4 protein-coding genes are annotated in these 7,522 nt (G+C 48.0%); 1 reads left to right on the top strand and 3 read right to left on the bottom strand.

The annotated features are described in order from the left end of the window. The 3 genes from recB to NP596_RS18520 form a co-directional block, all read right to left on the bottom strand. The coding region (recB, locus tag NP596_RS18530) for an exodeoxyribonuclease V subunit beta (protein WP_256616887.1) at positions 1–2,730 on the bottom strand (2,730 nt) is incomplete at its 3' end. Between the two features lie 408 nt (positions 2,731–3,138). Beyond that, positions 3,139–4,860 carry an asparagine synthase-related protein gene (locus NP596_RS18525; RefSeq protein ID WP_256616886.1) on the bottom strand — a complete coding sequence of 574 codons (1,722 nt, stop codon included), beginning with the start codon at positions 4,858–4,860 and terminating at the stop codon, positions 3,139–3,141. 77 nt (positions 4,861–4,937) lie between these two features. Next, positions 4,938–5,651, bottom strand: a complete 714-nt coding sequence (locus NP596_RS18520; RefSeq protein ID WP_256616885.1) for a tetratricopeptide repeat protein — start codon at positions 5,649–5,651, stop codon at positions 4,938–4,940. Between the two features lie 22 nt (positions 5,652–5,673). On the opposite strand from NP596_RS18520, the gene NP596_RS18515 reads away from it, so the two are divergent. Beyond that, positions 5,674–7,035, top strand: a complete 1,362-nt coding sequence (locus NP596_RS18515) for a 3-deoxy-D-manno-octulosonic acid transferase (protein WP_256616884.1) — start codon at positions 5,674–5,676, stop codon at positions 7,033–7,035. Positions 7,036–7,522: the final 487 nt, after the last annotated feature.

Below are 7,522 nucleotides of genomic sequence, written 5' to 3'. Positions count from 1 at the left end.
TTCCGCGGCCGCGGGCCGATAAATGTCCGGGCCGGCCGCCGGCGGTTCGGCTATGTCTATAGCGGGGCAATCGGCTTTCAGTTCGGTCAGGCGGGCATTTAATTCCGTTGCCGCCATGCCGGCCTCCCAGCCCAGCGCGTAACCGATGGCGCTTTTGTGCAAGTGGCTGGTTTTGCCCGGGCCTATCTTGACTGCCGCAACGCCCAGCCAGCAGGCGTAGCGGGCGCGGGTGATCGCCACATACAGCAGGCGCAGGTCTTCCTGCAGGCGCTCCTTGTCGCCGCTGGCCTTGCCGTCGTCGCTTTTATGCAGGTCTATGCTGAGATTGAATTCGGCATCGTGAAAGCGGTAATAGCGGTCGCGGCCGCCGACTTCGCGAAAGCCGCAAATAAACGGCAGAAAAACCAGCGGGTATTCCAGACCCTTGGATTTATGGATGGTGACGATCTTGATCAGGTTGGCGTCGCTTTCCAGCCGGATTACGCTTTCCTCGCCGGCTTGGTCGGCGGCGATGGTTTCGGCCAAATGCCGGATCAAGGCTTGTTCGCCTTCCAGACGGCTGCCGGCCTGCTGCAACAGCTCGGCCAGATGCAATAGATTGGTCAAGCGGCGTTCGCCGTCCGCCAGGTTTTGCAGCCGGGCGGGCAGGGCGTAATCGCTCATCAGCTGCCGCAGGGTGGGCAAAATGCCGTCTTGCAGCCAGCGCTCCCGGTAGCCGATGAAACGCTCCAGGTGCTGTTCCCAGGCCAGTTCGTCCAGCGTCAGTCGATGCAGGGTTTGATAGGTCCAACCCAGGGTGGCGGTACCAATGGCGGCGCGTACCTTGCGTTCGTTACGCGGTTCTGCCAGGGCTTGCAGCCAGATCAACAAGTCGCCGGCTTCCGGGCTGGCGTAAATCGATTCGCGTTCGGACAGGTAGACGCTGCGCAATTGCCGTTCCGCCAGCGCCTGGCGCATGATCCGGGCTTCGTTGCCACTGCGTACCAGGATGGCAATGTCGGCCGGTTGCAAGGGCCGAATATCGCCGCCTGGGGTTTTAAAGCCGGTTTGTCCGGCGTTGCCGCCGTGTAAGAGTCTGACGATTTCGCCGGCGGTGGTGGCGGCCATTTGCCGGCGATAGGCCGGCATGCCGATGGCGTGCTCGTCCGCCAAGTGCCAAAAGCTGAGGGCGGGGGCAGCTTGATTCTCGACGACCCAAACTTCTTGGCGGCCTTGTGCCGAGACCGGGATAAAGGGCAGCGGATTGTAATCCTGCTGTTTGAAGCAAAAGGCGCCTTCCGCCCGCCGGCTGTCGGCATGTATGAACACCCGGTTGACCGCTTGCACCAAAGCCTTGGAGGAGCGGAAATTAGTGCTTAAAGTGTAATGCTTGCCCAGCGTGGCCCGATGCGCCTTCAAATAGGTAAAAATGTCGCCGCCCCGGAACGAATAAATCGCCTGTTTCGGGTCGCCTATCATGAAGCAGCCCACGCCGCTCTCGGCCTCGGCCGGGTACAGGCGGGCGAATATGCGGTATTGCACCGGATCGGTATCCTGAAATTCGTCGATCAAGGCCAGCGGGTATTGTTTGACGATGGCCGCCGCCAGCCGCTCGCCGTTGTCGCCCCGCAAGGCCAGGTCCAGTCTGTTCAGCATGTCGTCGAAGGTCATGCGGGCAATGCGTTGTTTTTCGGCGTCGTAACGGGCCCGCAGCCAATGGATGGCGTGGCGGGTGAGTAGGTCGGCGATGTCGATTTCGCTTGCGGCATGTTCGGCCAGTCGGTCTATGGCGGCAAATGCGGTTTGTACGAATAGAGGGGTTTTGTCCTGGTGGGCCTTGGTCAAACCGGCTTGCAGTTTTTGCTGGCCGAACTTAGCCAGACTGTCCGGATCGAGCGCGTCGCCGCCGGCCCAGGCCGCCAGTTGGCGCAGTTTGTCGGCAAAGCCGGCCTTGCGGTATAGGTTGCCGTTTAGAACGCCGGATTCGGAAGCCTGTGTTAACAGGGCCAGCAGTGCCTGCAGGTTGTCCGACCACAGCGAGCGGGCCCGGTTTTCCAGAACATCCCTTTGCAGTGCCCAGTTTTCCCAGTCCCGGAATACGTGGGCGATATCGGTTTGCGGGCATTCCAGCCCCAGGGCTTCGGTCTCGAACAATAACGGTTTTAAGGCGCTTGCCAGCTGCTCCGGCGAACTTGCCAGCTTGTAAACCGCCTGGCAGGCGGTGGCGGACAGTGGATAAAAAAACCGCCGCCAATAATCCCGCGCCACCTGATTGAGCAATTCCTGGTCGTCGGTGCCGACTTCCTGCTTGAACAGGCTGCCGCTGTCGAAGGCATGCTGTTGCAGCATGCGGTTGCACCAGCCATGGATGGTGTAAACCGCCGCTTCGTCCATCCAGTTGGCCGCCAGTTCCAGCCGGTAGGCGCAAGCCGGCCATTGTTCGGCGGTGTAATCGGCCCGCAGCCGTTGCAAAAAATCGTCGTTGTCGGCGGACTTTTCGCGGAAAAAAGCCGCCGCCTGGGTCAGGCGGGCGCGGATACGCTCGCGCAATTCCTTGGTGGCGGCATCGGTAAAGGTCACCACCAGAATATCCGGCGGCAATAATTCCGCGCCCTGCAAGCCATGGCCGAGTATCAGGCGCACATACAAGGCGGCGATGGTATACGTCTTGCCCGTGCCGGCGCTGGCTTCGATCAGGCGGGTGCCCGAGAGCGGAAAGGTCAGGGCGTCGATAGTGCTGGCAATGGTCATGTTTATTGGAGTCTTGCAATCAAGTGTTTTTCAGGGAATGACTATTAAGCCCTCTGCTGACAGCATAATAATGTCCCCCCAAAGGCATCGGCGATTTGATGCATTGTATAATTACCAGCCTGGTAAATAAGCCTTTTTCATTTCCTTGGCGCTTGGGAATATGATGGTGAGCGCTTATTAAGCAACAGGCTTGGCAAATCCGGTTAAAGCGTGATTAGATTTCACGGAATAATTTCATGAAAGTACCACAGCCGCCCCGGCAAATGAAAGGAGAATGCAGCCGATACGCGACATCACAGCTGCCCGTAGCGTGTATCTAATCCGGGAAACCGGTACGCGAATTCCGCTATTTTATTGCATGGCGATTTGTTGCCAAGAGCTTAATTGGTAAGTATCGAAATAGATGTGTTATGAATTTTTAATATACTTCGATAGTGTTGTCATGAACTTAACTAAGTGAGGATAGGGCCTGAGATTTAATTTGTGTAAGTACATTGCAAAAAGTACAAGTGGGGTACTAATGTACCTCCGTACAGAAGGGTTATTTAATATTAAGTGAATTACAAAGTTCGCATCGTCGTTATTTTTGTGAATATTAGTGTTTTGTCCACTCTCCCATTGAAGCGATAAGTTTGCCGGTATCTCTAATGGGCATTTCAGATGGCCGGGGTAAGTTTGCCACGGACACATACGAACAAACTCTGGAAATAAATTAAACCAACCCATATAAAACCGATGATTCAGTGCTTTTTTTATGGGAATGGAGAGCATAGTAGCTAAAAAGTCGCTATCAAAGAACGGCAGCATTAATTCAATTCTATGCTGTGCTATGGTTTCAAAATGAGTGACAAGATGGCGCCTTTGGTCATTGAGGAGTAAAAATAGATATAGTTTTTTTTCTGTCGGGACTCTATCCATTCCGGCTATTTCGCTGATGACGCTTTCATGAATTATTGTTCTGGGATTGTTACATTGGCTTTTTGATATAAAAGCAAACGGAATTCCGGTTTTATTTTTTTTTAAAAAGTTTTCTATCGCCTTGTCAACCAAGCCAAGTTCTAATTGGTTAATGATTTCATCATCCAGATAGACAAATCCAGCGCCCACGCTCCCCCCATCTCCAGACCAAACCTTTTGAGGGTATTTGGGCAAATCTGCATTTATCAGGTCAATATTGGCTAATTGTTCAGAAATTAATTGCGACCAATTCGGGTAATATAATTTTTTTACCCGAATTTCATGATGGTTAGACTGCAAATGTTGGCTGTATAAGCTGGCAAATTCCGAATCTTGTGACTGTTCCTTTGAAAAATTAAAGGTATGAATGGTATCGACATGACTTTTTAAACCTGCGGTTACGCAACGCGAATCGAGACCGCCGCTCAAAAATGCGAACACATTTTTTTCATCGCCCAATCTTAAACGTATGGCGTCATCAAAGGTATCGAATGCTTGTTGATGCAGGTCGGATTCCGCTTTATCTTGAGCTGCGGCAATGGAAGTCCAATCCCAGTATATATCGGATAAAACTTGCTCGTTTTCAACCGTAAGCATCTCGCCAGCACGGAATAGCTTGATGTTTTTATAGGTGGTTTTAATACCTAATGGGTAGGTAAAAGAAGCGGTTTCACAAATGCTTATAAAATCTTCTTCGAGATCTATAAATGGTATTTTTTCAAAATAACTGAATACGCTTGAAAAAATGAACAATCCTGATTTTTGATAGTAATAAACCGGCCTTAAGCCTAATTTATCGGTAAAGAGATAACATTTATTGCTGGCGTAGTTAAAATGGATGCCTGAAAAAACACCTCTCGCTTTCGCGAGTGATTTCGGGACGCCGTGCTTGAATTCAGAATGTAAATCCATAACGTCGATAGTTCGCGATCTGGATATTCCTTGGCTTATAATCGGGTCGCCGACAACCAAGGTGAAGCCTTCGTTACATTGTTGAATGGCTGGAGCTTGGTAAGCTCCACTATCGAAATTGATGCAATAAACATTGTCATGCGTATATTCAAAGCTGCATTTCTGTTGAATATCCTCTTCCATGATTGCTTTTAAGGCGGTTCTTGCGTTTAGGCTTAGTTCATTAGTTGTCAATTCGATTATGCCTGCAAAAATTGTCATGCCGATAGATCCTCTTAGCTATTTAATTTTAATTCTGGTAGGTGCGCTACTGGATTGCTTTGGTTGCAACTAATTGCTTACTTCCAAACTCCAAGCTTTTTTAGTTTGTTTTGTAAGCCCATTGGCGGTTTGCCATTTTTATAAGCTCTTTGCGCTAATTCCAAGGCTTTATCGTATTGTTTAATGTCAATAAGAAATAGACTGTATGCGTAGGCAATTTTGGATGAATTAGGCGATACTTCTAGGGCTTTTTCATACTGTTTTTGGGCTTCATCCGGTTTGCCAATCTTTTCTAATAAATATGCATAAAGGGAGCGGGCCGCGGCATCCTCCGGGTTAAAATTAATGGCTCGTTGAAAATAGCATTCGGTTTGGCTAAATTCTTTTTCCGGTTTTCTTATTTTTTTATTAACTTCTATTTGGAACCTTGCCAAGCTGAATAAAGCCCGATGATGATTTGGCCAAGCCCGCAGGGTGTAATCATAATCCGCTAAAAAGCTATTAAACCTTGCTTTGACTAAATTTTCACTTTCTGGTCTGAAATGTGCTTTCTCCACTATCTCAAGAGCGGTTTCGCTACCCCCGCCTTTTAAGCTGTTTCTGTCAATTTGGTTAATATAATCGTAAGGCCCATAGGTCTGCGGTCTTTCAATACATGGCAGGCCGTTGAAATCAGTCCCGACCCAGGGCGCCGGTTTTCCCGGATAATATGATGAGCCCGCCATCGCGGTGTTTTCGGCGAAATGCAGTAGAATTAAAAGGGTAAGCGGGTAAATTTTAGTTCTTAACATATTAATACTTCCAAGAGTCGTTATGTCGATACTGAATAAAATAAAAATCTTTATTTATCATTGTGTTGCGTTTATCTATGCAATGGCTTTAGCAAGTAAACGTAAGGCATCAAGCGACAATGCCATTTCTGAGCGGATTGACGAATATTTCTTGCCCGATACAGAAGGCGGTTTTACCAATTTAGCCGACAGCATTCTAATATATGCCGCCACAGTGGGCGAACTGAGGGCGGCGAGCGTATTTATTCAGAAAATGCGTCAAACTTGGCCGAATTGCAATTTAATTATCGTGCCCGGACAGAGGCAATACGCACAAACATTTTTCGAAACTCACTCTTACGCAAGGGTGATGATCGAATTTCCTTCCGCGCCCGCGGTCACGGATCAATTTTTTAGGCAAAACCGTATCAAATTTTGCGTATTTGTCGAAGGGCCAAGTTTACATGGCTATTTTCCGATTAGACAAGATTTATCGCTGCCTGTGGGATGCCTTAAACATCAAGTTCCAATTGTAATCATCAATGCGTGTCTGTATAAAAAACAGCTTCACAGTCGAATCGATTTGCTGGAACACCGGCTTTTTTCGGGGCTGTTTCGATTGTCGGTCAAGCATTGGTATGTCCCAACCGCTGAAATTTGTGCCGATCTGCGGAAGCATCAAATTTCTAAGCATAATATTAGCGTTGTTGGCGACATTAAATTCGACAATGTTTTTTCAGACGGCTTCCAACCATCGGCCAATCAAGAACTTGAGGCATACATACACGGTATCGGTTCAAATAACCGTATGATCGTAGCAGGGTCGGTGAATGCTTTTGAAGAGCAGAAAGCTCTGGTTTTGGCTTGGTTGCATACGCGGTCTTCTATTTCGGATACCGTGTTGATCCTGGCGCCGCGCTACATAAACGATAAAAACATGATGGCGCGGTTAACGCAGTTTTTGCGTGATCGAGGGATCGAATATGCGTTGAGAAGCGAAACTATTGGCGCGGCAGGTAATAAGCAATTAATTATCATCGATACATTTGGAGAGCTTGCCTATTTTTATAAGCAGGCCGATATTGCCTTTGCCGGACGTGGACACGGCGTTTTGGAGCCCATGAAGTATTTAAAACCGGTTGTGGTTGGGCCCCATGAATGCTGGACTAAAGAAAATTCAACCTCATATTTATTATACCAAGAGATGCGCGAAAATCAGGCGTTGATTGAATGTTCCAGTTACGCTGAATTGGGTGGGCTGTTTCTGAAAATGCTTGAGGATACTGCGTTCGGAGAAGCTTATGTTCAGCGATATATGCGTGTTATTAAGGGAAAGATGGGAGCTTCTGAAAAGATTATCGAGCATATGAGTAATTTGCTGAATTTACAATCCGGCGCGAATTAAATCATGCAGCCGATGCCGCAAAAGTGAGTTGACCTATCGATGACAGGTAATACCGATATTTGCTAAGGGTGGCAGCCATTTTTTGGCAATAAACCCCCAATTTACCGGCGCCGGTTGTTACAGTAAGACGCTCTGCATGAGAGCAACAGGTTAATGCCAGCATTGATATCATCTGATAGGTTACTGGCTAGATCAGTTAAAAATGCCGCTGCTAATCTTAATGTTTCTGTTACGGTTTGTACGATATCGGCGCCATTAATCATTATGTGATGCAGTTCTGCGTGTGATAATTTGCTTCAAATTTTATTGTTTTTTAATATATTTTCATTGAAAAAGTTCAATCTAATAATATTGGTAAGCGCAGGTTGTGGTGGTTTTTTATATGGGTTGGTTTAAAAATGCATAAAATACTATCTATTGCAAATAATCGCTGATCATTCTTCTTGAGTTTTCTATTGTTTTTTCTATTAGGCTATCGTTGTATAGG

Source organism: Methylomonas rivi (genome assembly GCF_024505165.1).
Taxonomy (GTDB): Bacteria; Pseudomonadota; Gammaproteobacteria; order Methylococcales; family Methylomonadaceae; genus Methylomonas; species Methylomonas rivi.
The sequence above is the reverse complement of the archived record's forward strand: the minus strand, read 5'-3'. Positions and strand labels throughout refer to the sequence as shown.

What these genes read in the sequence shown, in the direction of transcription:
- NP596_RS18525 (WP_256616886.1), bottom strand. Translation starts at nt 4,860, where the DNA reads ATGACAATTTTTGCAGGCATAATCGAATTGACAACTAATGAACTAAGC.
- NP596_RS18520 (WP_256616885.1), bottom strand. Translation starts at nt 5,651, where the DNA reads ATGTTAAGAACTAAAATTTACCCGCTTACCCTTTTAATTCTACTGCAT.
- NP596_RS18515 (WP_256616884.1), top strand. Translation starts at nt 5,674, where the DNA reads ATGTCGATACTGAATAAAATAAAAATCTTTATTTATCATTGTGTTGCG.